Source organism: Caenimonas soli, from assembly GCF_013155545.1.
Classification (GTDB): Bacteria; Pseudomonadota; Gammaproteobacteria; order Burkholderiales; family Burkholderiaceae_C; genus Ramlibacter; species Ramlibacter soli.
Map to the genome: position 1 here is coordinate 272,628 of NZ_JABJVV010000002.1, position 24,484 is coordinate 297,111.

The following is a 24,484-nucleotide window of genomic DNA, read 5'->3' on the forward strand; positions in this document are numbered from 1 at the left end:
ATCACGCCTTGGCGAGCGCGTCGGCGTAGCGGGTGCGCACCTCGTGCGCCACAGCCGCCGGGGCCAGGTCCTTGAGGATCATGCGCTGGAAGGCTTCGCCGCAGATCTGGTTGAAGGTTGTCTGAATGATGGAGTAGTTCACCATGCGGCCGCGCTTTTCCACCAGCGACTTCCAGCCCAGCTGATCCTCAGCTTCCGCCGTCTTGAAGTACGCGTCCTTGTACGCGCTGGCGCGCGCGACCACTTCGCCGCCGCGGGCCGCGAGCGCCTGCGCCGCCGGGCTGGTCATGAACTTGACCAACTCCCATGCACCGCCCTGGCGCGGCGAATGGCGGTTGATGCACAGCTGGAAGCCGTACACCGCGTGCTTGTCGCCGGGCTCCATGGAAGGCGCCGGTGCCCAGGCCAGGTCGTTGGTCACGGCCGACTTCAGACCGCGGTAGCGGTACAGCGCGAAGGTGGCGGAGGCAACGGTGCCCGCGCGCAGCGCGTCCTGCAGCTCGTTGTAGGCGAACTGCAGGCTGACGGGTGTCGCGGCCTTCTTCTGGAACAATTCCTTGACGGTGCTGGCTGCCAGCAGCAGCCGCTTCTCGCTGAAGCCGATCTCGCGGCCGGTGGGCACGAAGAAGGGGTCGCTGTTGCCCGCGACTATGGAGCTCACGATGAACTCCATGAAGGCCTGGGCGCCGCCGATGCCGCCGCTCAGGCCGATAGGGATGGCGTAGGCCATCTGATTCTGCTTGGTCAGGACGGGGCCGAGTGCGCCCACTTCCTGGTAAGTCCGCGGCGGCGTGGCGATCTTCGCCTCGTCGAACTTGCTCTTGCGGTAGACGTAAATCGGGATCCGGTAGTCTTGCTGGAGCCCCCAGAGCTTGCCGTTCACGCGAGTCTGGTCCAGCCCGATCAGCCAGTCCGTGGTGTCCACCTTGTCGCGCGCGATCAGCTCGTCGAGCGCCAGCACGGAGCCGGTGGCAACGAACTCGGGCATCTGGAAGTTGTTCACGCGGATCACGTCGGGGCTGTCCGACTTGGCGCGTGCCGCGCGGACGCCGTTTTGCCCGGCGGGGTCCACTACCACGCGCACCTTCACGCGCGGCTGGCTGGCCTCGAAGGCCGCGATCATCTGCGTCTGCGCTGCCGCGCGCGGATCGGTGGTGTTGGCCGGGTCGAGGAAGCTGTTGTAGGTGATGGTCTCAGTGGCCTGGGCGAAGGCCCGACCCGCGGGTGCGCCCAGCACGGCTGCCACACCGGTCACGAAGGTGCGCCGTGTTGTGCGGGGCGCTGGCTTCTGCTCGTTCATGCTTGTCTCCTGGCTTAAGTGAATAGCGGCCCGCGGCTAGCCCTTGACGGCGCCGGCGGTCAGACCGCTGATGAACCATCGCTGCGCGAGCAGGAAGATGGCGACGATGGGAAGGGAAGACACCACGGCAAAAGCCATGACGTAGGACCATGTGATGCCGATGCTGTCGAACACCTGGTTGACCAGGGCCACCTGCAGCGTGCGGTGCCCCACCTCGGGCGCGAACGCGGCCACGGTGATGTAGTCGTTCCAGGTGGTGATCACACCGATGACGGCACTGGCGGCGATGCCGGGTCGCACCAGCGGCAGGATGACGCGGGTGAAGGTCTGCCAGTGGTTGGCGCCGTCCACCTGGGTGGCCTCGTCCAGCTCGCGCGGCACGGCGTCCACGAAGTTCTGCATGAACCACACCGTCTGCGGAACCAGGCGCGCGGCCTGCACCACGATGATGACCGCGGCGTTGTTCAACAGGCCCAGCGCATCCAGCAGGAAGTAGGTCGGCACCAGCAGAGCCACACCAGGGATCATGGACGTGGACAGTATCAGCAGCATCACCGCGCGCTTGCCACGGAACTCAAAGCGCGAAGCCGCGTAGCCGGCGGGCGCCGCCAGCACCACTGCGAGCATCACGGCGCCGAGCGCGTACAGCACCGAGTTGAACAGGTCGGAAGCGAAGGTCTGGTGCCGGAACACCGCCTTGTACGCCGAGACGCTGGGCTCGGTGGGCAGGAAGCTGGGCGGGTACGCCATGACGCTGGCTTCGCTTTTGAACGAGGTAAGCACCGCCCACGACAGCGGGACGAGCACGACCAAGGCCAGGGCGATCAGCACGGCCCAGGACAGCACTTTTTCGGAACGGCGGATGTGCATGACGTTCAACCCGAAACGCGGCCGGTGAGCCGCGTGTAGATATAGCCAAGGAAGAGGTTGACCACCAGCACGACGACGGAGATAACCGACGAAGGAGACAGGTCCACCGAGCGGAAAGCGCTGGAGAACACCTCGAAGCTCCAGGTGGCCGTCGAGCCCAGCGGCCCGCCGCCCGTGAGCACCAGAATCATCGTGATGAGCGTGAGATAGAGGATGCCCAGCGCCAGCGCGGTGCTGCCCAGCGTGGGCGCGATATGCGGCCACACCGCGTGACGCAGTCGATCGCGCAGCCCGCCGCCGTCCATGTCGATCGCCTCATACAGCTCCGCTGGGACGCTTTGCAGCGAGGCGCTCATCATCACCATCACGTAGGGGAAGGACCACCACGCGGTGACGAGGATGACGAGGAGGAGCGCCAGCGAAGGTTCGCCCAGCATCAGCCCGGGCTCTATGCCCAGGGACCGCATCAGATAGCTGATGGGCCCGTACGAGGGGTTAAGCAGCCACAGCCAGAAGCAGCCCACCACACCCATGGACAGGGTCCACGGCAGCAACAGCAGGGTGCGCGCGAGCGCCGCGCCGCGCGCGATGTTCTGCAGCGCAAGCGCGCTGGCCAGGCCCATGGGCAACACCACGGCCAGTGCGCCAAACACGTATAGCAGAGAGTTCAGGCTGAGCTCGAGGAAGGCGGGAGAAGTGATGACCGAGACATAGTTCGCGAGGCCCACGCCCTGCACCACCTCATAGAGGCGCGTGCGATGGACGCTCAGCCACAGCACCACGGCCGTGGGGTAAAGGGTGACGGCCAGCAGCACGGCGACGGCCGGCGCGAACCAGACGAAGCGAGCCCAGAAGCCCGGCGGCCGAGGGTCGCCCTGCTCCGCACTCGCGGTCTGCGTGATGGAAATGGTATTCATCGAAACGACGGCTCCACTTAGAACAGTGTTCCACTTTAGTCGCTACAAATGAGCAAGTCACTAGGGTAATCCCTCAATTTTTGCCGGATATCCGGTGCTAAAGTGGAACACTGTTCTACATAGATCGGAGATTTTCGTGGCCACTGGCGACATGATCGAGCGCGTGCTGGACATCCTCACACTGCTGGCAGATCACCCTCAAGGCCTGCCCATCAGCGATATCTCACGCCGGCTGGACCTGCCCAAGAGCGCCGTCCACCGGTTGCTGTCCATCCTGGTGAGGCGGGGGATGGCGATGCAGGACGAATACAGCCAGCGGTACCGCATGACGGTGAAGCTGGCCGCCCTCGGCTTCCGTTTCCTCGCGGCTTCCGGCATCACGGATATTTGCCAGCCCTCCCTGGACCGGCTGGCCGCACGCACCGGCGAACTGGTCCGCCTGGCGCTGGTGGAAGACGACGCGCTAATCTGGGTCGCCAAGGCCCAGGGCGCGCTCTCCGGTCTGCGTTACGACCCCGACATGGGCCAAGCAGTGGTGTTGCATGCTACGGCGACCGGCAAAGCATGGCTCGCGACCCTGGACGAGACGCAGGCAGTGGCCTTGGTTAAGTCGCGCGGCTTTGTCGTGCCTTCCCGGTTCGGCCGGCCCATCGTGCGCGACGAGGCCAGCCTTCTTGCCGAACTCGCGCTGACGCGCAAGCGCGGCTGGGGCACCTCCATCGAGGAAGGCGAGCCCGGCACGTGCGCGGTGAGCTGCGCCATCGTGGACCCGCAAACCCGGCGCGCGATCGGCACGGTCAGTGTGGCCGGTCCCGCAGCGCGACTCACGCCGGAGCGGATGGCGGCCATCGCGCCCGACGTGCAGGCCACCGCGGCGGAGATAGCCGACTTGTGGCCCAGCCGCAAGGTGATGGAGGCCATGATGGGACAGACGCCGCTGAAGGTGTCCAATGGCTGAACGCGCGATGAGCGAAGAGACCATGGCGCGCGAGCTCGCTGCTGCCCGCCGCACCCATGGCGTGGTGACAGCTCAGGCCCTCGGGAACCTGAATGACTTCCAGGGCGCCTATCGCCTGCAGGAGCGCGTGCGCGCGGAACTCGGCGCCAAGGTCGTCGGCTGGAAGCTCGCGGCGCCGCCGTCTGCCGAGCTGATCTCGGCGCCCCTGTTCGACATCGAATGCATGGCTTCCGGTACCGTCCTCGCGGACACCGCGCTGCTGCGCGATGGTGTCGAATGCGAATTGGCATTGCGCATCGACCACCCCTTGCCCGGTGGCGGATGCACGCGCGACGACGTGATGGCTGCCGTGGGCGCCGTCATGCCAGCCTTCGAACTGCTTTGCAGCCGGCTGCCGGCCAAGTTCTCGTCGCCGCGCGAGCACATCGTGGCGGACGGCATGGGCCATGGGGCGGTGGTGCTCGGTGCGCCGTGCCGCGAGTGGCGCACGCTGGACCTCGACAAGCTGCGCGTGACGCTGTGGGCTGACGACGCGCCCGTGGTCGACAAGCAGGGCGGCAATCCTTTCGGAGACCCGCTACTCGCGGTCGCCTTGCTCGCCAACCATCTGGCGCGGTGCGACCAGACCCTTGCGGCGGGGACTTTCGTGCTGGCCGGATCGCACACCGGCGTCCATCGTGCGCGGCCCGGCGAGCGGCTGCGCTGTGTTTTCGAAGGGGTCGGCCAAGTCGCACTCCAGTTGCGCGAAAGCGCCCACAACATTAAGGAGCATAGCCATGCTGGCAGGTGAAGGGGCAGTGGCCATCTGGAACGACATCGCCGAGGCCGGGCGCGCGCAGTTTTACGCCTGGCATCTGCAGGAGCACATGCCCGAGCGCGTTGGCATTCCCGGCTTTGTGCGCGGGCGCCGCTATCGCGCTGCCGATGCAGCGACGCAGCCGGAGTTCTTCACCCTGTACGAAACCTCGAGCTTTCAGGTTATCCAGGGCACCGACTATCTGGCGCGCTTGAACGATCCCACGGAGTGGACGCGTGCGGCCACCGCACATTTCCAGACGACCACGCGCTCACTCACGCGCGTGGTGGCCAGCCATGGCGTGGGCTCGGGCGGCGCGATGCTGACCATGCGCTTCGACATCGCTGACGACGCTGTGCGCGAAGTGGTACCCCGTCTCACTTCTGCACTGGAAGCCGCCGCGCGGCTGCCGCGCATCAGCGGCGCGCACCTGCTGAGCTCGGACGCCGGCACGTCGGGCCAGTCCACCGCCGAAAGCAAGGGTCGCAAGGACCTGCAGGCGCCCGCTCGCTGGGTGCTGCTGCTGGAGGCCTGTGATCCCGGCGCCTTTGACGCGGCCCTGGCGCTACTGCGAGAGTCCACCGACCTGCGCGACGTGGAAGTGGGCCGCTACCTGCATGAACACACGCGGCTAAAGACCGCTTGGCAAGCGGGATGAGCGAACACAACTCCCCTCTTCCACGACAGCATCCCTTTTGAACGAGGAAACCCAAAATGGCAACCGTTGAAATACAGGACGCAGCCAAGTCCTTCGGCAACACGCGGGTGATCCGCGGCGTGAGCATCGACATCCGCGACGGCGAATTCGTGGTGCTGGTCGGCCCCTCGGGCTGCGGCAAATCCACGCTGCTGCGCATGATCGCGGGGCTGGAGGGCATCGATGCCGGCGAGATCCGCATCGGCGGACGCCGCGTGAACGGCCTGCCGCCCAAGGAGCGCGACATCGCCATGGTATTCCAGAACTACGCGCTCTACCCGCACCTGACCGTGGCGGACAACCTCGCGTTCTCGCTGAAGCTGCGTCAGGCGCCGCAACAGGAGATCGAGCAGCGCGTGGCGCAAGCGGCCAAGATCCTGGGGCTGGAGCCGCTGCTGACGCGGCTGCCAAAGCAGCTCTCGGGTGGTCAGCGCCAACGCGTCGCCATGGGCCGCGCCATCGTGCGCGACCCGCAGGTTTTCCTGTTCGACGAACCGCTGTCCAACCTGGACGCCAAGCTGCGCGTGCAGATGCGAACCGAGATTCGCGAGCTGCACCAGCGCCTGAAGGCCACCACCGTCTACGTCACGCACGACCAGATCGAGGCCATGACCATGGCGGACAAGATCGTGGCCATGCACGACGGCGTGGTGGAACAGGTGGGCACGCCGCTGGATCTGTACGACCGGCCGCGCAACGTCTTCGTTGCCAGCTTCATCGGTTCGCCGGCGATGAACCTGCTGACCGTCAAGGTCAACGGCCAGGGCGTCGCGGACGACGCGGGCAACCACTGGGCCGTGCCCCGCGTGCCGGCCACGAGCGGCCAGACCCTTACGCTAGGCGTGCGGCCCGAGCACCTGCGGCTGGACGCCGCGGGCCTGGAGGCGCGCGTGCAGGTGGTGGAAACCACCGGCTCGGAGACGCACCTCGTCGCCGATGCGGGCGGGACCAGGCTCAACTGCGTGCTGCGTGAACGTGTCAGCGTGCGCCCTGGCGACCAGGTGCGCCTGGGCGTGGACAGCACCTGTTTACATCTTTTCCGCGCTGACTCGGGCGAGCGGCTCGAGCCGGTGCACTGAACCTGGAAGGAACACAAGATATGCGACTCGTCCGATTCGGTGCTCGCGGCAGCGAGAAACCTGGACTGATTGACACTCAAGGTGCCGTGCGCGACCTCTCGGCTGTGGTGCCGGACATCGATGCGCGCACGCTCTCGCCGGCGGCGCTGGCGCGCCTGCGCGAGATCGACCCCGCCCAACTACCGGCCGCGCCCGCCGGCGTGCGGCTGGGCGCGTGCATCGGCAGCATCCCCAACCTGGTTTGCATCGGCCTCAACTACTCCGACCACGCGGCGGAAACCAACACGCCCATCCCATCGCAGCCCATCGTGTTCAACAAGCACACCGGCGCTGCGGCCGGCCCGAACGACGCGCTGATCCTCGCGCCCGGTTCGGCCAAGCTGGACTGGGAGGTGGAGCTGGCGGTGGTGATAGGCACGCCGGCATGGCACGTGCGCGAGGAGGATGCCTTGCGCCACGTCGCGGGCTACTGCCTGTGCAACGATGTGTCCGAGCGCGCCTGGCAGCTCGAATATGAAGGGCAATGGACCAAGGGCAAGAGCTACTACGGCTATGCGCCTCTGGGCCCCTGGCTGGTGACCGCCGACGAAGTGCCCGACCCGCAGGACGTGGACCTCTGGCTGGATGTCAATGGCGTGCGGCGCCAGAACGGCAACACGCGCACCCAGATCTTCGGCATCGCCCACATCGTGTCCTACCTGAGCCGCTTCATGGCCTTGCAGGCCGGCGACGTGATCGCCACCGGCACGCCGCCGGGCGTGGGTCTTGGCCACAAGCCGCCCCTGTTCCTGAAGGCGGGCGACCGCGTCACACTGGGCAGCTCGCTGCTGGGCGAGCAGCGCCAGAGCGTGGTGGCTTACGACGACGAAGCCATGGGGGCGCGCTGGCGCGAAGCGCGCCTGCCGCAGCTTTGATGGTGCAAATGAGCGCGCCCACTGTCCTGCGGATCCACCCCGCCGACAACGTCGTGATCGCGCGGCGGCAACTGGTCGGCGGCACCGTGCTCGCGCAAGAGGCGATCACCGTCGCCGGCCTGGTGCCGCCGGGGCACAAGATCGCCGCGCGGGCCATCGCCGCAGGCGAGGAAGCGAGGTGTACGAGTTCGCGCAGCCGGTGACCGCGCGCGGCCTCGTGTTCATGGACACGCCCGGCTATGACCCGGTTTCCGCCACAGGCCAGGTGGCGGGCGGCGCCAACCTTATCTGCTTCACCACCGGCCGCGGCTCGGCCTACGGCTGCGCGCCCACGCCTTCGCTGAAGCTGTCCACGAACAGCGAGCTGTGGCGCCGCCAGCAGGACGACATTGACCTCGATTGCGGCGGTATCCTCGAAGGCGCCGAATCGGTCGACGCCTGCGGCGAGCGCATCTTCCAGCTGATGCTGGACACCGCCTCGGGCCGCAAGACCCGGAGCGAGCTGCACGGCTACGGCCAGAACGAATTCGTGCCCTGGCGGCTTGGGGCTGTGATGTAGGCCAGCATTGGCGGCCGCCCACGCGCGGAACAGACGTTCTTGATCTCGATCATGATGTCCGACCTAGCCGTTTACTTAGATATGCGCTCGATCTCTTGCATCTCGGCTGCGAACACGGGTTCGAACTGCTCGCCGGGCAGACCAAGCGACAGGTCGGCAAGATTGTTGGCCTTGATGTAGTCGGTGAAGACTTGTCCCGTGCGAGCCTTCAGGATCGCCTGCTGCAGTTCCTGGTATCCCTTGGGGTTCTTCTGCGCGAAGCCCGCAGACACAACGTAGACGCCGTAACGACCCAGAAACTCAGGCGATGGCATTGAGACGCCAAGTGTCTTGAGCTGGCCCTGCAAGGTCTCCGCCTCAGTCCAGCGGGGGCTCTTCTTGTCCGAGCCGATGAAAAGTGCCGTGGTCTTGGAACGCAGACTTGAACGCACAAAGTCATCGCCGAGGTTGGCAGTGACATCGCCGGCCAGCACTGCGTTTGCCGCTTCCGCGCCGCCCTTGTAGTTGACGACGAGCACATCGATTTTGAGCTTGTCGACCAGCCACTTCGCCATCACCTCCTGGGCGGTCCCGCCGGCCACCGAGATGGAGAGCTTCCCAGGCTTTGCTTTTGCCTGCTCAACAAATTTGACGAAGTTAGGGATTCCCGAGTCGTTTTTGACCAGGAACACCCGAGGCTCGTGCAGGTCGGCCAGGATGACCCGGAAGTCGCTCGCCTTGAACCCGGCGTTGCCGCGGGCGATGGCGAGATTAAGGTCAGGCTGGTTGATGGCGAGCATGGCAGACCCGTCTGCTCCTTCGCGCAGCAGCGCCGTGGCTGCGATTTGGCCACCTGCTCCCGGCTGGTTGCGAACGACGACGCTGCGACCTAGGACGCCTTGAAGCGGCACGGAGAGCAGGCGCGCGAACGTATCCGTACTGCCGCCCGGCGGATAGCCGACGATGATTTGGAGCGGCTTGTCGCTTTGGGCGAGGCCAATTCGAGGAATGGCGGTTGCCACGACTGCCGCGCCCATTGCAGAGGTGAAGTGGCGGCGGTTGATCGAGAGATGAGTCATAGGTGCTTCTCCGGGTGCGTTTTTCAGAATCAGGCAAGAATCGCCGGGCGGTCTGCAGGGTTCGCTCAATCAATCTTGATGTTGCGCGCCTTCACCAGGGCCTCGGCTCGGCTCATCTCGTCCTGCACGAACTTCGAGAATTGCTCGGGCGTGGTACCGCCCGGCTCCAGCCCGAGCTGCATCAGCTTCTCTTTGACCTTAGGCTCATTGACCGCCACCTGCACCGCCTTGCCGAGCCGCTGCACGATGTCGGGTGGCGTGCCCTTGGGCAGGAACACGCCGTTCCATTCCGCCGTGTTGAAGCCCGGCAGGCCCTGTTCGGCCAGCGTGGGGGTGTCGGGCAGGCTCGCCACGCGCTTGAGCGAAGTGACGCCCAGCGCCCGTACCTTGCCGCCCTTGATGTAGCTCAGGCTGAAGGCCACATTGCCGAAGTAGATCGCCACGCGTTCGCCCATCAGGTCGGTGATCGCCGGCGCACCGCCTTTGTAGGGCACGTGCATCAGATTGAGCTTGGCCTGTTGGTTCAGCGCCTCGGCCGCCAGGTGCGAACCGGTGCCGCCGCCGGCCGATGCAAAGCTGAGCGCGCCCGGATTCTTGCGGGCGAAGTCGAGCAACTCAGGCACCGTCTTGTAGGGCGTAGCGGCGGGCACCAGCAGGATCTGCGGTGCCGTGGCGACCAGCGAAACGGGAATGAAATCCTTGGCGGCGTCGAAGGGCAGCTTGCGCAGTGACGGATTGACCGAGAAGGCCGAGGCGTCGTAGAGCACGGTGTAGCCGTCGGCGGCCGACTTCGCAACGGTGTCGGCCCCGATCACGCCGCCCGCACCCGACTTGTAGTCGATCACGATTGGCTGGCCTAGCACGGCGCCCATCTCCTGCGCCACGATGCGCGCGGTGATGTCCGCGCCACCGCCGGCGGCGTAGGGCACCACCATGCGGATCGGCTTCTCGGGCCAGGCGGCCCAGCCGCACAGGGGAACGCAAGCGACCAGCGCCGCGATCGATCGAAGGAATTGTCTTTTCATGGGAATGCCTCGGTGGTTTTCAGAAAGAGACTTAGAAGCCGCTCAGAATCAGGCAAGCAGATGTGCGTCGTACGGTGTCGTGTTGAGTTGTTCGAAGCCGTCCGATGTGACGACGACCACGTCTTCAAGGTGCGCGCCGCCAACTTCCGGCTGGTCAGGCAGCACGATGCGGGGCTCCAGGCACATGACCATGTTCTCCTCGACCACGAAGTCCACACGACGATCGACAAGCGGCTCGCCGTGCAGTCCGTAGCCAAGCTGGTGCCCCGTATTGCCGGTGTACACGTAGTCGCCCCAGCCGCTGTCGGCGATGACTTCCCGGGCGCGTGCATCGATGGCCTTGCCAGTGACGCCGGGACGGATCATCTTCTTCGCCTCTTGCAGGGCAAGGTAAGTCGCCTGGTAGATCTCACGCTGCTTGTCGGTGGGCTTTCCGCCGCAAATCACCGTCCGGCCGAGGTCGGCGGTGTAGCCCTTCACGACCGCCCCGAGGTCGAGAATGACCATCTCACCGTCCTGGATGACCTTTTCCGTGGCGATGCGTTCGAACATCGAAGCATTCGGGCCGGAAGCAATCAACGGAATGAACGGCTCGAACTCCGAACCTGCGCGTCGCATTGCCGTGACGGCAGCGGCGGAGACCGATTGCTCTGTCACCCCCGGCCGGATGGCTTCAATCGCGGCCAGCGCGCCGAGATCCGCCACGCGCAACGAGGCGCGGATGAGGTCCACTTCGATCGGGTGCTTGACGGCCGTGAGTTGCAACCACATGGGCGTGACGTCGCCGATCTCCAGCTCCGGACAGGCTTTGGTGAGATTCCTGTACACCATGTGCGGCATGATGTCCGTTGCGATCCGGCCGCGGCTGACACCATAGTCGGAGAGCATCTTCTCGATGACTTCGTGCCACTTCGACACGTGAGGCAAGCGGCGGGCGTCCTGGATGTCGGACTTGAACTGAATCCGCAAGTCATCGCTGCCAGAGATGTAGCCCACCACCGGCGGCTTGCCCTTCACCACCAAGGCGACGTATTCGGGTTCTAGGAAGGGGCGGAAACCTTTGACATAAAAGTCCGTGGCCCATCGCACCGCCTCGGCCTTGCAGAAAAGAAATGCATCGAAACCGGATTGCTCCAGTGCCTTTTGAAGCTTTTCCTGCTTGATGGCGTGAAGGGCATCACCGGCGTAGAAGCTAGGCGACTGCTTTGTAAACTTGATTTCCTTGTTCATGACATTGGCTACCGGTGAGTGGTGGTGGAAGGTGTGGAGCTCAGACGGTCGAGGCGGGAGCGGTGGCTTCGGCCACTGACCTGAACTCGGCGATGGCCTGCTCCACGGAGGCTTTGTCGATATGGCGGTGCGTCACGCATCGCATCAGATGGGGTCCCCAGGGCCGAACCAGCACGCTCCGCTCGCGAAGATGCGCTTCCCATTGCTTGGCTGTCATGCCGGTTGCCGCCACGTTGACTTGCACGATGTTGGTTTGGGGCCGCTTTACCTGGAGTTTCGGGATGGCACTTAAGCCCGCCGCCAGCTGTTGCGCGGTGGCGTGGTCTTCAGCCAGCCGCGCAACCTGTGATGTCAAGGCTTCGAGGCCGGCCGCCGCGCAAATTCCGACTTGACGCTGCGCCCCACCGACGAGCTTTCGCAGCCACCGGGCCCGGTGAATGACGGATTCGGGCCCCACCAGCACCGCGCCCATCGGGGCGCTCAGGCCTTTCGATAGGCAAACCGAGACCGTGTCAGCCTGCTTGCAGATGCTGGCTGCGGACTCACCGAGGGCCAACGCGGCATTGAAAAGGCGGGCGCCGTCCAGATGCACCCGCACGTCGGAAGCTCGGGACACCTCGAACACCTTGCACATGTGGTCCAACGAAGCTACGGCACCACCTTCATTGTTGTGCGAGGTTTCGATGCAGACCAGACGGGCTTGAAGATTGCCTTTCGTCGATGCCAATGCGGATGTCAGCGCCTGAAGGTCCAGCGCGCCTTCGGGGTCCGGGACTGGCTGATAGAAGGCGCCGGTGAACGTGGCTGCTCCGCGCTCCGCGGTGTAGATGTGTGAGCCCGCGCCGGCCAACACGACTTCTTGCCGATCGACTTGCGCGAGGATGGCCAATAGATTGGCCATGGTCGCGCTCGGCGCATACAGCCCTGCAGGTTTGTCAAGCAGCTTGGCTGTGTACTGCTCCAGCTCCCTGGCCGTGGGATCGCCATCCAAGCCGTCATCGCCGAGAGACGCAACACGCATCCGCGTGTACATGGACTCGGTTGGCAAGGTGACGGTGTCGCTTCGGAGATCGACTACGGTCGAGGAATTGAAACTGCTCATGAACTTTCAGTCGTCGGTCGTTCGGGCCGCCTCGAGTGTTGGCGCGGGGTAGCCGTTAATTTAGACCGGCAAGCCTGTGATGGGAATTGATATATTCATATTTCCACTGTGAGGCAAACTCATAAATCTCGAGATGCCTTGATTGCCGTGCTGCGCCGGCGTTCTGCCGGATTCGTGATGTGGTTCAGATCTGCGCTCTTAGCCGAACGACCGATATATCGCCGCATCGCCCAAAGCGCATTCCCACGGCAGGTTCAACTAACCCAAGAGCTTCCGCATGGTCCTCAGACGCAGGCCAACAAGGAGCTGCTTCCCTCCGCCCAGTTCACTCAAGTGGCGAACGCCGGCCACTTCATCGCCCTGGAAAGGCCCGATGTGCCGGCCCGCCTGCTGAACGAGAACGCGTGATCGCGCCGAAGTCGCAATCACTTGATCCAATCGATAGGTCTACCCTAGAAAAAGTGTTTGACGGAAGCTGAGTTAGGAATCCGCCGGCCTTGCCTCATGGCGTCAGTTCTTTGCTCGTGCCGGAGGAGTTTTGCGCTTTCGTCCGGCGGGCCCTGGCATTTCGGGCCGCAAACGCACGCGGACAGCCGTCGCCTTGCGCAGGAACTCACCCAAGCGAATTGCTGCATCGCCCATGCCAGCCCTGGGCTGCAGGATGCCGATCGGCTCGATGTGCACGGCGTCGCCTACTCGCAGTTCCACGAGCTCGCCTTCGTCCAGCAGCGGTCGTGCCAGGTTCAGTGGTATCAAGGCAAGCAAATGCCGCAGCAGGCGCCACAGCATGTTGAGCGACCTCGTCACCACCGGATAGGTGCGTGCCGGCTGCGGGAAGTTGCGTGCAAGGTCGTCGAAGCGCTGCCGCGCCGCAACGCCCGCCGGCAACACAAGCCAAGTGGCCTTTGCGATGTCCGACCATTTCAGCGAACGGGCGCCGGCCAATGGATGGTCTGCCCGACACAGGATCACGTACCGGTCATCGCGCAGCGGATGAAACTCCCATCCTTCCGGGAGCACGGGCGGCCGGCGGCAGACGACCAGGTCCACCTCGCCGCGCGCAATGGCCAGCAGCTGGTCCTGCCCCTCTGCCTCCGTCAGGTGAACCTGGACGCCGGGATATTGATCACTGAATTCTGGGAGCGTGTCGACCAGCAATCCGTTCGTTGCAGCCCCGGAGGCGAGCACGCGGACAACCCCTTGGCCGTGCTGGTGGCGCGCGCTGACGATCTCCGCGCCGTCGGCTACTCCCATCATCAGCTGGCGAGCCACTGGCAACAAGTCGGCACAGGCGGGCGTCGGCCGCACGCCGCGCGCGTGACGCTCGAACAGGCGCACCTCCAGCAACTCCTCCAAGTAGGCGAGTGTCTGGGAAACCGAAGATTGCGTCATGCCGATCGCATCCGCCGTGCGCTGCACGCTGCCGAGTTCAGCCAATGCCAGGATCACCTGCACGTGGCGGAACTTGCCGCGGGCGAGCAGCCGGTTCAGGAAGACGGTGGCGCTGTGCGGCAAGGTATCGGGAAGTCTAATGGATAACCCGGCGAATTAATTCGACGGCGATGGGTGCGTCGGCCGAAGATGCGGACAAACAAGGAGACAACGTGAAAATGCTCTTGCGCTTCGCAGCTGCCGTGGCGGCCGGCTTCCTGGCCACGTCCGTCGTCCATTCCCAGCCCGCCGACTGGCCCGCTCGTCCGATCCGCATCATCGTCCCGGCGCCGGCAGGTGGTCCCTACGACCAGGTTATCCGCCCGGTTGCCCAGCACATGTCTACGGCACTGAAGATTCCCGTGGTCGTCGAAAACCAGCCGAGTGCCGGAAATATCGTCGGTACGCAAGCCGGCGCCGCTGCCACACCAGACGGTTACACGCTCACGATGACGGGCATGCTCAACACGATCGTGCAGGGCATGTACGAGAACGTGCCTTTCGACATCGTGAAGGACTTCGAACACATCGGCGAGATCGGCCGGGCTGCGCAGTGGCTGGTCGTGCGCAGCGACGCTGGCATCAATACCTTCGACGATCTCCTGCAGCGCGCCAAGCGAGAACCAGGCAAGATCGACTACGCCAGTTCCGGCGCCGGCAGCACCGGACACCTGGTGATGGAACAGCTGCAGCGCGCCGCCGGCATCCAACTTACGCACGTGCCCTACAAAGGCGGTGCCCCGGCACTGCAGGACGTGTTGGCCGGCGTGGTGTCAGTGATCGTGATTCCACCCAATGCGGCGCTCAGCCACGTGCAGGGCGGCAAGCTCAAGGTGCTGGCAGTCAGCAGTCCCGAACGCAGTACCGCGGTGCCCAACGTGCCTACGTTCGCGGAGCTGGGGCATAAGCAGCTCACCGTCAGTTCCTGGGTCGGGGTCTCCGCACCGAAAGGAACGCCCGCGCCGATCGTACGCAAGCTGCATGCGGCTTTGCAGGTCGCCATCAACGAACCAGCAGTGGTCAAACTGCTGGAGTTCCAGGGCATGACGCCCGCCGCGTCCACGCAGGAGCAGTACGCGCAGTTGGTGCGCGCCGACACGGAGCGCTGGGGCCAGCTGGTGCGAAGCCTGAACATCAAGGCAAACTGATCGTGCCTTTCGTCCAAGCCGGCGGGCGCCGCATCTACTACGAGCGCCAGGGTACGGGCCCGGCCGTTCTGTTCCTGCATGGCGCCGGTTCCAACGGCGCTACCTGGTGGCAGCAGCTGCCCGCCTTCGGCGCACGCCACACCTGCATCACCATGGACATCCGCTGCTTCGGCCGCTCGGTGGCGCCGGTGCAGGAGTTCGCGTTGGACAACTTCGTCGCGGATGCGATCGCCATTCTCGATCGGGAGGAAGTGGAGCGAGCCGTGCTCGTCGGCCAATCGCTAGGGGGTTTTATCGGGCTGAGGCTATCCCTGAGTCATCCCGACCGCGTTGCCGCTTTCGCTGCCTGCGACAGCTCGCTCGGCATCGACCACCCCGTGTTGCTCGACATCTTTGCCAATCGGCGGATCACGCAGCGCGCCGTCAACGTGGAGCAGCGTTCTCTCGGCCGCTGGTTCCTGGAGAACCATCCGGAGAAGGCGCAGTTGTACGCCCAGATCAACCACTTCAATCCGAGCGCACATTCGATTCCCAGCGCCGAATGGGGCGAGGCGCTCGCTGCGCTGCTGCAGCCGGGCAACCTGCTTCCTGTGCGCGCACTGAGCGGACTCGCCTGCCCGACGCTGCTGTTGGTGGGTAGTGAAGATCCGATTGTGCCGGTGGCCGTCATGCGCGAAGTGGCGGAGTTGGTTGAGGGCAGCGAGCTCGCCGTGATCGACGAAGCCGGGCATTCCGCGTATTTCGAGAAGCCGCACGCAGTCAATCGGCACCTGCTGGACTTCATTGCGCGACGCGCTCGCTATTGAGAGACCAGAACTAGCACCGAACCGTCACGCGCTGGACACATCCGCATCCCCTAACCCTCCAGGAGACTTCATGTTTTACAACCGCCTGATGCCTATTGCGTGCGCGGCAGCGATCACCGCGCTCCTACCCGCGTGCGGGGGAAGCAATGATGCGCCACCCGCAACCGTCAAGGTTCTCTCTTCGCGTGCTTCGCTCGCCACCGGAGGGAGCGCCTTGGTGGAAATCCCCCTCCCCGGAAACTTGTCCACGGACCAGGTCAAGGTGCTGCGTAACGGCGTGGACGTGACAAGCTCGTTCAGCGCCAGGGACGCACACACCCTCATCGGTGTTGTCGAAGGCCTCACCGATGGCAACAATGAAGTCCAGGCTGTGAATGGATCTGGGGGAGGCGCTGTGGCGTTGGGCACCATCAAGAGTTCCCCGATCACGGGGCCCCTGTTCGCCGGCCCCCACCAGAGGCCCTGGATCTGCGAGACCGAGGCTTCCGGTCTGGGGGCGCCGACGTCGTCGACCGTGTGCACCGGCACGTCGCGCGTCGAGTGGTTTTATAGGACCACGGCGGGAACGTTCGCGCCGCTCACCCAGCTCAGCCAACCGTACCCCAGCGATCTGGCAAAGACCACGACGATCGAGGGAAAATCGGTCAACTACATCGTGCGCGTCGAGTCCGGAACCATCAACGAGTCCATCTTCCGCATTGCCATCATCGACGATCCCGCCAAACCGATTTCCAAGCCGTGGTCGCCCAACGGCACCAAGCCCGGTGCGGGCTGGAATGGAAAGCTGATGTACCAGTACGTGGGCGGTGCGGGCCCTGGCTATCGGTCCGGTTCGAACAGCGCGTCAGGGGCACTACAGGCGCAGGACAGCATTCGCTCAAGCGACGACGCGTTGAACATGGGTTTCGCCGTCGCGACAGGAACTCGTAACGTGTTCGGGACCGGCCAGGACGATGTGCTTTCCGCCGAGACGACGGCCATGATCAAGGAACACTTCATCAAGAACTACGGCCTGCCGAAGTTCACGATTGGCCTCGGTTCTTCGGGTGGATCGATGCAGTTGCATCTCATCGCCCAGAACTACCCTGGTCTGCTCGACGGGATCATCCCAGTTCGAACTTACCCCGATCAAGTGTCGGTCGTTTCGGACGTCCTTGACTGCAATGTGCTGGCCAACTACTTCATCACGACGGCTGCGGGAAGCTGGCCCGTGAGCAAGATCTCCAAGGTCGATGGCTATCCGGTCTCGGCTGACAACTCGACGACCTGTCTGGGCTTGTGGCAGAACTTCGCCAACGTCTGGCAGAACCCGTCCAACAGCCAGTTCGGGGCTTCGGTGCCGGCCGCGATGCGGTACAACGCCACCACCAATCCGATGGGAGCACGGGGCGACTACTGGTCGGGCAATGTGAACAGCTTCGGCGTGAACCCGGCCAATGGATTCGCACGCTCCGCATACGACAATGTCGGCGTGCAATACGGGCTGAGCGCGCTGAACAGTGGCGCGATTTCGACTACGGAATTCCTTGACCTTAACGAGAAAGTCGGCGGCCTCGACATCGACGGCAAAATCACGACTTCGCGTTCGGCAGGCGACCTGCAGGCGATTGCCAATGCATACAAGTCAGGCCGGCTCAATTCCGCCGCGAATCTGACGCTGCCAATGATCGACTACCGCAACTATGTAGACGACCAGAAGAACATTCACACCCGGCACCGGACGTTTGCAAAGATCGAGCGCATGCTGAAGACGAACGGTACCAGGGACAACATGGTCGCGTGGACGGTCACTGGCACGCCTGCCCCCGGCACCAACCTGATCCGGCAGAGCTTGACGGCAATGAACGAGTGGCTGGACCGGCTTTCCGGAGACCCGGCCAACTTGGCGCTCGATCCCGGCAGCCGCGAATACCTGAACCGAGTCATCGCAGCGAAACCAGCGCCCGCCAGGGACGCTTGCTGGGATTCCGCGGGAACGAAGTTCGAAGAGGCTGCCACTCTGGATCCGGCGGCCGCATGCAATCGTCTTTTTCCGATCCACGCGGACCCACGGATCGTGGCCGGCGGCCCGCGCGCGGGCGACATTCTCAAGTGCCAACTGAAGCCCGTCGCGACCGCAGGCTACAACGTCACGTTTACCCCATCCGAGTTGGCTCGCTTGAATGCCATCTTCCCGAGCGGGGTGTGCGATTGGTCGAAGCCAGGCGTGAACCAGAGCCTTCCCGACGGCGTGTGGCTGAGCTTTGGGCAGGTCCCCGGGACGTGGACGGTTTTGGGTCGCTGACGGGACGGCGCCGCGTGCCTGCTGGCGGTGCTTGACGCGACAAGAGCTTGCGCAAAGCAACTGCGGATACGCGCTTAGGCCGCGGTATCCGGCGCGGGCACTGTGGAAACGCCTTGCGCTGCCGCGGCGGCTTCCTGGGATTGCAGGGCGCGGCGGTACCCCTCACGCTGCTGCAGACGTTCCCAGTACGCCTTCACTGCCGGGGTGAAGCGGGATACAAGCCCAAGATGCTGCGCCAGCAACAGCGCGTACCCAACCGAGACATCCGCGGCCGTGAAGCGACCGGCGCACAGATACTCTTGCTGGGCCAGCAGGGGCTCCAGCGTGCGCAACCGTGCCAGAAACCATTTGGAATAGTCCTCTGCAACGATTGCCAGACCCCGATCGGGCTCAAATCGCGCGTACCGCAGCGCGAGCGTCTGCGGAAACGTGAGCGTGGCTTCGCCGAAGTGGAGGTGGTTGAGGTAGGCGCCATAGTCATCTTCCGCGGGCTCGACCTGCAGCGACGTCGGGGCGCTCAATGCGCAAAGATACTGGCAGATCGCTGCCGACTCGGTCATTCGCGTGCCGCCGTTGATCATCAACGGGATGGTACCCAGTGGATTCAGGTCGAGGTATGAGCGCTCCAACACGCGGGGTGGAAACGGCAACATCCTCAGTTCATAACGCACGCCCAGTTCTTCCAGCATCCAGAGCGGACGGAAGGAACGCGCGCTCACGCAGTGGTACAGGGTGATCACGGGCAACGGAGCGCTCACACGCGTTCGAAAATTGCCGCAATGCCCTGGCCACCACCGATGCACATCGTGGCCAAGGCGTACCGCCCGCCAACGCGATGGAGTTCATGAATCGCCTTGGTGGTGATGATCGCGCCGGTCGCCCCGACAGGATGGCCGAGCGAGATACCGGACCCGTTGGGGTTCACCTTCGCGGGGTCGAACTCGAGGGACCGGCTCACGGCGCAGGCCTGGGCGGCAAACGCCTCGTTCGACTCGATCACATCAAGATCATCCACGGTCAAGCCCGCGCGTCGCAGCGCCAGGTGAGTCGCTGGAACAGGGCCGATCCCCATGAACCTGGGATCCACGCCTGCATGCGCATAACTCACGAGCCGGGCCAGCGGCTTCAAGCCGCCTTCCGCGATGCCCTCCTCCGTGGCGAGCACCACTGCGGCGGCGCCGTCGTTGAGCCCCGAGGCATTGCCGGCCGTGACGGTGCCGTTCTCCTTGAACGCCGGCTTCATCTTCGCAAGTTGCTCCAGGGTCGTACCGGCGCGCACATGCTCATCGGTATCGAAAACGACGGTTCCCTTTCGGCTCTCGAGCGCGATGGGAACGATTTGCGACTTGAACCTTCCCTCGGAGATGGCCCTGGCCGCGCGGGCCTGGCTTTCCACAGCCAACTCATCCTGCATCTGGCGCGTCACCGCAGCCCGCTCCGCAATGTTTTCAGCGGTGATGCCCATGTGGATCCGATGGAAGGGATCGTGCAGGATGCCCAGCATGTAGTCCGTGGTCTGCATGTCTCCCATGCGGCCGCCCCATCTTGCGCCCGCCATCACGTAAGGACTCCGGCTCATGGACTCCGCTCCCCCTCCCACGGCAAGGGTTGCCTCGCCCAGCATCAGGGTGTGCGCCGCCGAGATGATGGCCTGCAAGCCCGAACCGCAAAGTCGGTTCACGTTGAACGCGGGAGTCTGCTCGGGAATGCCGGAATCCATCGCCGCCACACGTGCCAGGTAGGCATCCTTGGGGTCGGTGGGAATCACATTCCCCATGACGACGTGGCCGACTCTTGCCGGATCAACCCGGCTACGATCCAGCGCTGCCTGAACAACCGCCGTGGCCAGTTGCGTGAGCGGGACGTCTTTGAGTGACCCGCCAAAGGTGCCGATGGCCGTGCGCACCGCCGCCACAACGTACACGTCATGGTTCTTCATGTCAGTGCCACTTCAGGGGTTTGCGTCGAATCAACGTCGCTGACGACAGGCTTGCTCAGTTCGCCCAGGAGGTAGGCCTCGCGGATATGCGCGGCTTTGATGTTCGCCTCTTTGACGTGTCCGTAGCCGCGCATCGTCTGCGGTAGCCGTGCAAGTTCGAGAACGGTAGCCACCTGGTCCGGCCGCGCGCTCGTGAGCGCCTGGCGCATCTGTGCGACGTAGTGCGCGATCAGTGCGCGCTCGGTTCGGCGCTCTTCGGTGTAGCCGAAAATGTCAAACGGAGTGCCACGCAGACGCTTGCCCTTCGCCAGCCAACGGAACGCGGTGGCGACCCAGGGTCCGTACGATTTCTTCAGCAGGTGGCCCTTCGCATCCCGCTTGGCTAACAGGGGCGGCGCCAGGTGGAAGTGCAGCTTGTAGTCGCCTTCGAACTCGCGTCCGATGCGGTCAAAGAATCCGCTTTCCGAGTAGAGACGAGCGACTTCGTACTCGTCTTTGTAAGCCATCAACTTGTAGAGGCTCACAGCGATCTCGCGGGCCACGCGCTCCGACCCAAAACGAGTCTTCTCGAGAGCCGCAAGCTCGCGCACGGTGTCCTCGAAGCGCTGCGCGTAGCTGCCACCCTGATATTCGGTGAGCCGTTTCCTACGGTCGGCAAGCAGCGCATCAAGGGCAAGCGCCCGCTGCGGCATCAGCATGACCTGCGCCTTGTCCAATCCAGCGGCGGCGCGCACCTTGTCCACGTCAAGCGCCGCTTGCCGTCCCCAGGAGAACGCTGCCTTGTTCATTTCCACCGCCGCGCCGTTGAGTTCGATGGCGCGCAACAGCGCTGCCTCCGATAGCGGCACCCTTCCGGATTGCCACGCGAATCCGAGCATGAAGACATTCGTGGCCACCGCATCACCCATCAATTTGGTGGCGAGCCGGGACGCGTCTACCGTTGCCGCGTTCTTCACGCCGGATTTCAGCTGCTCAAGCAACTCCTGGGGACGCGCCTGCCAATCGAGATTCTTCAGGAAGCTGCCCGTCGGCGCCACGTCCGTGTTCACCACCGCCGCCGTCCGCTCAGCGCTCGAGGCATTCATCGCCTCCTTGCCGGCGCCAACCATGAGGTCGCAAGCCAGCAGCAAGTCCGCCTGCTTCTGGCCGACACGCGCCCCGTAGAGCGCATCCGGGCGGGCCGCAAGGCGCACATGCGACATTACCGCGCCCCCTTTCTGCGCCAGGCCCGCCATGTCCATGACGATCACGCCCTTGCCTTCGATGTGCGCCGCCATGCCCAAAAGCGCACCGATCGTGACCACGCCGGTGCCGCCGACACCGGTGATCAAGACGTTATACGGCTGATCCAGTGCGGGAATGTGCGGTTGCGGCAGGTCCGAGGGCGGTGTCGCCTTGCTCTTGGATGCTTTGCGCAGACCACCGCCCTTGACCGTGACGAAGCTCGGACAGAAGCCCTTGACGCAGGAATAGTCCTTGTTGCAGGAACTCTGGTCGATCGTCCGCTTGCGGCCGAGCGGCGTTTCGAGCGGCGTGATGGATACGCAATTCGATTGCACGCCGCAGTCGCCGCAACCTTCGCAGACTTCCTCATTGATCACAACGCGCTTCGGAGGATCCACCGCTTCCTTCTTCTTGCGGCGGCGGCGCTTCTCAGCCGCGCAGGTCTGCGCATAGACGATCACGGAAACACCGGGCGTGTCGCGCAAGCGCCGCTGCACCGCATCCAGTTCGTCGCGATGGCTGACCACTGTGCTTTCCGGCAGTCCGCCCAGCGCCTTCCACGCATCAGGATCATCGGACACCAGGTGCACATGTTTGACGCCCTCGGCTGTGACCTGCTGAACGATCTGGATTGCGCTCAATGATCCCTCGACCGGTTGACCGCCCGTCATGGCGACTGCGTCGTTCGCAAGGATTTTGTAGGTGATGTTCACGTTGGCGACGACGGCCGCGCGCAAAGCCAGCGAACCCGAATGGCTGTATGTACCGTCCCCGAGGTTCTGGAAGATGTGGCCTTCCGAGGTGAACGGCGCGTGCCCGATCCAGGCTGCCCCTTCGCCGCCCATCTGCGTGATGTTCGTGGTGCTGCGGTCCATCCACGTCGCCATGGCATGGCAACCGATGCCGGCCCCCGCGCGCGAACCCTCGGGCACCTTCGTGGATGTATTGTGCGGACAACCCGAGCAGAAGAAAGGCAACCGCTGCGGCAGCGTCGCGTCCAGGGCGGCGGCGCAGCCTGCGTCCGCCAGGACTGCGGTGGCCGACTGTGGCAATGCACCCGCACCGAGCACCTGCAGCAGCCGTTGGGCAATGACCTTGGCGATGAGCGCGGGCGAAAGCTCGCCGTTCGGGGGAAGCAGGAATCCCTTCGGCGAGCGGACCCATTCCCCCTCGCCTTCAGCCTTGCCGACCACGCGCGGGCGTTCGCCCAGGGGCGCGTTGTACAGCTGTTCCTTGACCTGCGGCTCGATGATGCCGCGCTTCTCTTCCACGACCAGAATCTCGTCCAGGCCTTGCGCAAACTCCGCAACGCAGTTCGGTTCGAGCGGCCAGGTGACGCCAATCTTCAGCAGGCGCACACCGAGGGACTTCGCGCCCGCTTCGTCGATGCCAAGCAGCGAGAGCGCTTCCCGCGTGTCCAGGTAGCTCTTGCCGGTCGTGACGATGCCCAGCTTTGCATTGGGGACGCTCCATTCCTGGCGGTTCAACCCGTTCAGCCGAACATACGCCAGCACCGCATGGAGCTTGTCGCGAAGCAACCGCTCTTCCTGCTCCATCAGCGGATCCGGCCATCGAATCGACAAGCCGCCCGCGGGGATCGGGTGATCGACCGGCACCTTGATCTCGATCGCCATGGGATCGATGTCGAACGACGACGTGGTCTCGATGGTTTCGCTAATCGCCTTGAAACCTATCCAGCAGCCCGAGTAGCGCGACATCGCCCAACCGTGCAAGCCGAATTCCAGGAACTCGCGTACACCGGAGGGATTGAGCACCGGCATCGCGGCGGCGATGAATGCCTGTTCGCTCTGATGCGGCAGGGTCGATGACTTGCAGGTGTGATCGTCACCCGCAATGGCCAGCACGCCGCCAAACTTCGAGGTGCCCGCGATGTTGCCGTGCTTGAAGACGTCGCCGCTGCGATCCACGCCCGGCCCCTTGCCGTACCACATGGCAAACACACCGTCGACCGTGGCCTTGGGGTCCATGCCGGCCATCTGCGCGCCCCATACCGAGGTGGCAGCCAACTCCTCGTTCAAGCCAGGGTTGAACTTGATGTTGTGCTGCGCCAGATACTTGCCGGCCTTCCAGAGCTCCTGGTCAACCGAGCCCAGCGGAGAGCCGCGGTAGCCCGACACAAAGCCGCCGGTGTTGAGCCCGGCGGCCTCGTCTTTTGCCTTCTGCGCCAACAGCAAACGAACGAGCGCCTGCGTCCCCGTCATGAAGACACGGCCCTTTGCGAGTTCGTACTTGTCGTTGAGGGAAATAGGGGTACTCATGAATTTTCTCCGCGAACTGGGTCTGGGTGGGCGTGCATTCAGTCGGCAACCGCACCGGAGCGCTTCACCAGCTTTTTGTGCTTCTCCAACTCGGTCACGAAGAAGGGTCGTGTCTGCTCGGGCGTGGTCGTCGTGAGCGTGAAACCCTGCGCCAGAAAGCTGTCCACAACCTCCTTGTGGGCCATCGTTTCCTTGATCCTCTTGTAGGCGTCGGCGACCACAGGTGCCGGCATGCCGGCCGGCCCGATCACGGCAATCCAGCTCTCGAACTCGAAGCCGGGGAGGCCAGTTTCGGCCAGTGTCGGCACCTCGGGGAAGGCCGAGTTCCGCTTGGTGGTGGTGACGGCGATGGCGCGCAGCTTGCCGGACTTGATGTGAGGCGCCGCCACGACCAAGGGGAGCATGCCGAAGTTCACCTGACCCCCAATGATGTCCGTGGTCATGGCTCCGGTGCCCTTGTACGGCACGTGCAAGATGTCCACATCTGCTTCGCTGGTGAAGTATTCGGCAGCCAGATGCAGCACGGTTCCGTTGCCTGCGGATCCGTAGGAGTAACCCTTGGGATTGGCCTTCAGCTCAGCGATGAACTCGCGGGTTGTCTTCGCCTTCACGGTGTCTGGGTTCACCACCAACACCACAGCGGAGGAAGCGATCACGGAGATCGGCGTGATGTCTTTGATCGCGTCGAAAGGGACACGCTTGTAGATGAAGGGATTGATGACGTGGTTGGAAGACACCATACCCAGGACCGAACCGTCCTTGGGCGCGCGCACGATCTGTTGCGTTCCGATCATGCCGCCCGACCCCGGCAGATTCTCGATGATGATCGGCCGCCCGAAGGCTGTGGCCATGCTGTTGGTCATGGCTC

Annotated in this window: 22 protein-coding genes and 1 pseudogene; 11 read left to right on the top strand and 12 right to left on the bottom strand. The window is 64.2% G+C overall.

Annotated elements, in window-relative coordinates:
- Position 1: 1 nt before the first annotated feature.
- From HNE04_RS04685 to HNE04_RS04695, 3 genes are read right to left on the bottom strand one after another with little or no spacing between them, the layout of a single operon-like run.
- On the bottom strand, positions 2-1,300 hold the full coding sequence (locus HNE04_RS04685; protein ID WP_172217213.1) for an ABC transporter substrate-binding protein: 1,299 nt from the start codon (positions 1,298-1,300) through the stop codon (positions 2-4).
- A 36-nt stretch (positions 1,301-1,336) separates the two neighbouring features.
- Positions 1,337-2,170, bottom strand: coding sequence for a carbohydrate ABC transporter permease (locus tag HNE04_RS04690; RefSeq protein ID WP_172217215.1), 834 nt, complete (start codon positions 2,168-2,170; stop codon positions 1,337-1,339).
- Between the two features lie 5 nt (positions 2,171-2,175).
- The gene (locus HNE04_RS04695; RefSeq protein ID WP_172217217.1) at positions 2,176-3,087 is read right to left on the bottom strand and encodes a carbohydrate ABC transporter permease; all 912 of its coding nucleotides are present in this window, start codon (positions 3,085-3,087) and stop codon (positions 2,176-2,178) included.
- A gap of 136 nt (positions 3,088-3,223) precedes the next feature.
- On the opposite strand from HNE04_RS04695, the gene HNE04_RS04700 reads away from it, so the two are divergent.
- From HNE04_RS04700 to HNE04_RS04730, 7 genes and pseudogenes are all read left to right on the top strand, one after another.
- Positions 3,224-4,045 (top strand): IclR family transcriptional regulator, encoded by an 822-nt coding sequence (locus HNE04_RS04700; RefSeq protein ID WP_207717441.1) that lies wholly within the window; start codon positions 3,224-3,226, stop codon positions 4,043-4,045.
- A complete protein-coding gene (locus HNE04_RS04705; RefSeq protein ID WP_172217219.1) occupies positions 4,038-4,835 on the top strand; it encodes a 2-keto-4-pentenoate hydratase in 798 nt (265 codons plus the stop codon). Before HNE04_RS04700 ends, HNE04_RS04705 begins: the two co-directional genes overlap by 8 nt.
- Complete coding sequence (locus HNE04_RS04710) at positions 4,822-5,499, top strand: hypothetical protein (protein WP_172217221.1); 678 nt, start codon at positions 4,822-4,824, stop codon at positions 5,497-5,499. The genes HNE04_RS04705 and HNE04_RS04710 overlap by 14 nt, the downstream gene beginning before the upstream one ends.
- 56 nt (positions 5,500-5,555) lie before the next feature.
- Positions 5,556-6,617 carry an ABC transporter ATP-binding protein gene (locus HNE04_RS04715; protein WP_172217223.1) on the top strand — a complete coding sequence of 354 codons (1,062 nt, stop codon included), beginning with the start codon at positions 5,556-5,558 and terminating at the stop codon, positions 6,615-6,617.
- Between the two features lie 20 nt (positions 6,618-6,637).
- A complete protein-coding gene (locus tag HNE04_RS04720; protein ID WP_172217225.1) occupies positions 6,638-7,531 on the top strand; it encodes a fumarylacetoacetate hydrolase family protein in 894 nt (297 codons plus the stop codon).
- Positions 7,532-7,539: 8 nt separating this feature from the next.
- Positions 7,540-7,734: a hypothetical protein gene (locus HNE04_RS04725; RefSeq protein ID WP_172217227.1), complete on the top strand. Its 195-nt coding sequence runs from the start codon at positions 7,540-7,542 to the stop codon at positions 7,732-7,734.
- Positions 7,704-8,090, top strand: a pseudogene (locus HNE04_RS04730) (altronate dehydratase); the annotation flags it as partial. The gene HNE04_RS04725 and the pseudogene HNE04_RS04730, both read left to right, overlap by 31 nt.
- A gap of 71 nt (positions 8,091-8,161) precedes the next feature.
- Here the strand turns inward: HNE04_RS04730 and HNE04_RS04735 are convergent.
- The 4 genes from HNE04_RS04735 to HNE04_RS04750 all read right to left on the bottom strand — a co-directional run bounded on the left by HNE04_RS04735 (position 8,162) and on the right by HNE04_RS04750 (position 12,505).
- A complete protein-coding gene (locus HNE04_RS04735; protein WP_172217229.1) occupies positions 8,162-9,148 on the bottom strand; it encodes a Bug family tripartite tricarboxylate transporter substrate binding protein in 987 nt (328 codons plus the stop codon).
- Between the two features lie 65 nt (positions 9,149-9,213).
- Entirely contained in the window at positions 9,214-10,173 is a 960-nt protein-coding gene (locus HNE04_RS04740; protein WP_172217231.1) for a Bug family tripartite tricarboxylate transporter substrate binding protein, read from the bottom strand.
- A 48-nt stretch (positions 10,174-10,221) separates the two neighbouring features.
- Positions 10,222-11,403: a M24 family metallopeptidase gene (locus tag HNE04_RS04745; RefSeq protein WP_172217233.1), complete on the bottom strand. Its 1,182-nt coding sequence runs from the start codon at positions 11,401-11,403 to the stop codon at positions 10,222-10,224.
- A gap of 40 nt (positions 11,404-11,443) precedes the next feature.
- Complete coding sequence (locus HNE04_RS04750) at positions 11,444-12,505, bottom strand: threonine aldolase family protein (RefSeq protein WP_172217235.1); 1,062 nt, start codon at positions 12,503-12,505, stop codon at positions 11,444-11,446.
- A 138-nt stretch (positions 12,506-12,643) separates the two neighbouring features.
- Between HNE04_RS04750 and HNE04_RS27825 the strand changes: the two genes are divergently transcribed.
- Entirely contained in the window at positions 12,644-12,913 is a 270-nt protein-coding gene (locus HNE04_RS27825; protein ID WP_207717442.1) for a hypothetical protein, read from the top strand.
- 102 nt (positions 12,914-13,015) lie between these two features.
- On the opposite strand, the gene HNE04_RS04760 is transcribed toward HNE04_RS27825, so the two are convergent.
- Positions 13,016-14,020 carry a LysR family transcriptional regulator gene (locus HNE04_RS04760; protein ID WP_172217237.1) on the bottom strand — a complete coding sequence of 335 codons (1,005 nt, stop codon included), beginning with the start codon at positions 14,018-14,020 and terminating at the stop codon, positions 13,016-13,018.
- Positions 14,021-14,115: 95 nt separating this feature from the next.
- Here HNE04_RS04760 and HNE04_RS04765 point away from each other — a divergent pair, with 95 nt between their 5' ends.
- The 3 genes from HNE04_RS04765 to HNE04_RS04775 all read left to right on the top strand — a co-directional run bounded on the left by HNE04_RS04765 (position 14,116) and on the right by HNE04_RS04775 (position 18,174).
- The gene (locus HNE04_RS04765; protein WP_235964797.1) at positions 14,116-15,084 is read left to right on the top strand and encodes a Bug family tripartite tricarboxylate transporter substrate binding protein; all 969 of its coding nucleotides are present in this window, start codon (positions 14,116-14,118) and stop codon (positions 15,082-15,084) included.
- Positions 15,085-15,086: 2 nt separating this feature from the next.
- Complete coding sequence (locus tag HNE04_RS04770) at positions 15,087-15,890, top strand: alpha/beta fold hydrolase (RefSeq protein ID WP_172217241.1); 804 nt, start codon at positions 15,087-15,089, stop codon at positions 15,888-15,890.
- A 70-nt stretch (positions 15,891-15,960) separates the two neighbouring features.
- Positions 15,961-18,174, top strand: coding sequence for a DUF6351 family protein (locus HNE04_RS04775; protein ID WP_172217243.1), 2,214 nt, complete (start codon positions 15,961-15,963; stop codon positions 18,172-18,174).
- Between the two features lie 74 nt (positions 18,175-18,248).
- Here the strand turns inward: HNE04_RS04775 and HNE04_RS04780 are convergent, their stop codons facing one another.
- Genes HNE04_RS04780 through HNE04_RS04795 form a run of 4 tightly spaced genes read right to left on the bottom strand, consistent with a single transcriptional unit; the run spans position 18,249 to position 24,479 of the window.
- The gene (locus tag HNE04_RS04780; protein WP_172217245.1) at positions 18,249-18,914 is read right to left on the bottom strand and encodes a glutathione S-transferase family protein; all 666 of its coding nucleotides are present in this window, start codon (positions 18,912-18,914) and stop codon (positions 18,249-18,251) included.
- 14 nt (positions 18,915-18,928) lie between these two features.
- Positions 18,929-20,113 carry an acetyl-CoA C-acyltransferase family protein gene (locus tag HNE04_RS04785; protein WP_172217247.1) on the bottom strand — a complete coding sequence of 395 codons (1,185 nt, stop codon included), beginning with the start codon at positions 20,111-20,113 and terminating at the stop codon, positions 18,929-18,931.
- Positions 20,110-23,616 carry an indolepyruvate ferredoxin oxidoreductase family protein gene (locus tag HNE04_RS04790; RefSeq protein ID WP_172217248.1) on the bottom strand — a complete coding sequence of 1,169 codons (3,507 nt, stop codon included), beginning with the start codon at positions 23,614-23,616 and terminating at the stop codon, positions 20,110-20,112. Before HNE04_RS04790 ends, HNE04_RS04785 begins: the two co-directional genes overlap by 4 nt.
- Positions 23,617-23,654: 38 nt before the next feature.
- Entirely contained in the window at positions 23,655-24,479 is an 825-nt protein-coding gene (locus tag HNE04_RS04795; RefSeq protein ID WP_235964779.1) for a tripartite tricarboxylate transporter substrate-binding protein, read from the bottom strand.
- Positions 24,480-24,484 lie beyond the last annotated feature (5 nt).